The sequence below is a fragment of the Pseudomonas emilianonis genome, assembly GCF_023072625.1.
GTDB classification, from domain to species: Bacteria; Pseudomonadota; Gammaproteobacteria; order Pseudomonadales; family Pseudomonadaceae; genus Aquipseudomonas; species Aquipseudomonas paraveronii.
On the sequence record NZ_JAKNRV010000560.1, the window covers coordinates 1 to 2,293 of the forward strand.

2 protein-coding genes and 1 pseudogene are annotated in these 2,293 nt (G+C 64.8%); all 3 read right to left on the reverse strand.

Annotated elements, in window-relative coordinates:
- A pseudogene (locus L9Z73_RS29305) lies at positions 1 to 800 on the reverse strand (acetyl-CoA C-acetyltransferase); the annotation flags it as partial.
- On the reverse strand, positions 797 to 1,687 hold the full coding sequence (locus L9Z73_RS29310; protein ID WP_247408367.1) for a MaoC/PaaZ C-terminal domain-containing protein: 891 nt from the start codon (positions 1,685 to 1,687) through the stop codon (positions 797 to 799). The pseudogene L9Z73_RS29305 and the gene L9Z73_RS29310, both read right to left, overlap by 4 nt.
- Before the next feature lie 3 nt (positions 1,688 to 1,690).
- On the reverse strand, positions 1,691 to 2,293 hold a 603-nt coding region (locus L9Z73_RS29315; RefSeq protein WP_247408369.1), incomplete at its 5' end, for an SDR family oxidoreductase.

Sequence of the window (2,293 nt, forward strand, 5' to 3'; positions counted from 1 at the left end):
GTGGAATTGCCCGCCGTGAGCGTGCCATGTTGCCGATCGTAAGCCGGGGCCAGGCCAGCGAGTTTTTCCAGGCTGGTGTCGGCGCGCAGGTTGTTGTCGCGGGCCAGGTCGCGATGGGGGCTGATCAGGTCGTCGAAAAAGCCGCGCCGGTAGGCCGCGTCCAGGCGTTGGTGGCTGGTGAGGGTCAACTCGTCCTGGGCCAGGCGCTTGATCTGCCAGCGCCTGGCCATTTCTTCGCAGTGCTCGCCCATGGACAGGCCGGTGCGCGGCTCGCCATTGCGCGGCAGCAGCGGCTTGAAGAACATCGACGGACGCACCTTCAGCAGCGCCTTGACCTTGTCGCCCAGGGCCTTGGCGCGATTGGCCGCAAGCAAGGTGCGGCGCAGCGCTTCATTGATGCCGATGGGAGCGTCGGACGTGGTGTCGGCACCGCCGGCGACGCCCACCTCGATCTGGCCGAGGGCGATTTTATTCGCCACCAGCAAGGCCGCTTCCAAGCCGGTGCCGCAGGCTTGTTGCAGGTCGTAGGCCGGGGTTTGCGGGGACAGCGTGGTCGATAACAGCGACTCACGCGCCAGGTTGAAATCCCGCGAGTGCTTGATCACAGCGCCCGCGGCAAACTCACCCAGGCGCTGGCCGTGCAGGTTGTAGCGGTCGACCAGGCCTTGCAGCGCCGCCACCAGCAAATCCTGATTACTGTCGTGGGCATACACCGTGTTGGAACGGGCAAACGGAATACGGTTGCCGCCGATGATCGCCACGCGGCGAGTCGGGGCCGGGTTGAAGCTGTAGTCACTCATTTAAGGCTCTCATTCCAGATGAACAACCCGCGCATATGGGGCCTATCCCCGGCAACATTGCGCACTTCAAATTCACGGCGCGGGCCGGTTACCGGGCGATTCCACAGGGCAACCTGGCCGGGCAGGAAGATCGGCAGCTTGAAGTCGCAATGGGCTTCGGCCTGGTCCAGGCCGCCGGGTGGCTGCTGGGCGGCCAACGCGCGGCCCAGGGTCCACATGCCATGGGCGATGGCGCGGCGAAAGCCAAACAGTTTCGCGCCGATCAGCGAAGTGTGGATCGGGTTGAAATCCCCCGAAACAGCGGCGAAACGCCGCCCCAAGTCCGCCGGCAGCACCCAGCGCTGGGTGCGCAACAGGCCCTCTTGCTGTAACGGCAGTCCGTCATTCCAAGGCTCCCCCAGGGGATTTTTAATCTCCCGGCGCAGGTACAGGCTGTCGCTTTCCCACACCAGGGCGCCGGCACTGTAGGCGCGGGTCGCGATGCTCAAGGCCTGCCCTTTGGGGTGGGCGACCCAGCGTTCGCAAAACACTTCCAGGCGCAACGCCTGGCCTTCGTGCAAGCGCTGCTGCTGACGAATACGGTTGGCCAGGTGGACCATGCCGCTGGCCGGGTATGGGAAGCTCGGCCGGGTCAACAACATCAGGTGCAACGGGAACGCCAGCACGTGGGGATAGGACAGCGGCACGCCCTGCTCACGCCGAAAACCACAGGCGCGGCCATAGGTGGCGATATCGGCGGCCGACAACGCCACCGCCGAACGTACCAGGCGCGCCTTGGGCAACTCAGGCGCGCCGTCGAGCTTGGGTTTGCGCAGGGCGCGCACGCTGTCCAGCAGCAATTGGGTGCGCGACGGTAGCGGGTCGATGATCTGGGTCATGTCGTGCATGGTTCAGGCTCCCAGCAGGCTTTGGCCGCAGACCCGCACCACCTGGCCATTGACCCCACCCGAGGCGGGATGGGCCAGCCACGCGATGGTTTCGGCCACGTCGATTGGCTGCCCGCCTTGGGACAGGGAGTTCATGCGCCGCCCCGCTTCACGGATCAGCAACGGGATTTTTGCGGTCATCTGGGTTTCGATAAACCCGGGCGCCACCGCATTGACCGTGACCTGTTGCGCCGCCGCCTGCGGTGCCAGGCCTTGCACCAGGCCGATGACACCGGCTTTGGACGTGGCGTAGTTGCTTTGCCCGAGGTTGCCGGCGATGCCGGAAATCGACGACACGCACACGATGCGCCCACCGGGGTTCAAGCCCTGGCCTTCCAGCAGCGCGTTACTCAGTTGCAACGGCGCGTCCAGGTTGACCGCCAACACACTGCGCCACGCCGCTTCGGTCATCTTGGCGATGGTCTTGTCGCGGGTGATCCCGGCGTTATGTACCACCACATCGAAGGCGCCGTATTGGCTGACATGCGCCTGCAACAGCGCCACCGAAGATCTGATTCGCACCCACCAATAAAAACAAGAGACGACCCTGATGCAAATCGGAAGAGC

Bases quoted from the DNA above. Each gene is read 5' to 3' on its own strand.
- L9Z73_RS29310 (WP_247408367.1), bottom strand. From the start codon at position 1,687: ATGCACGACATGACCCAGATCATCGACCCGCTACCGTCGCGCACCCAA.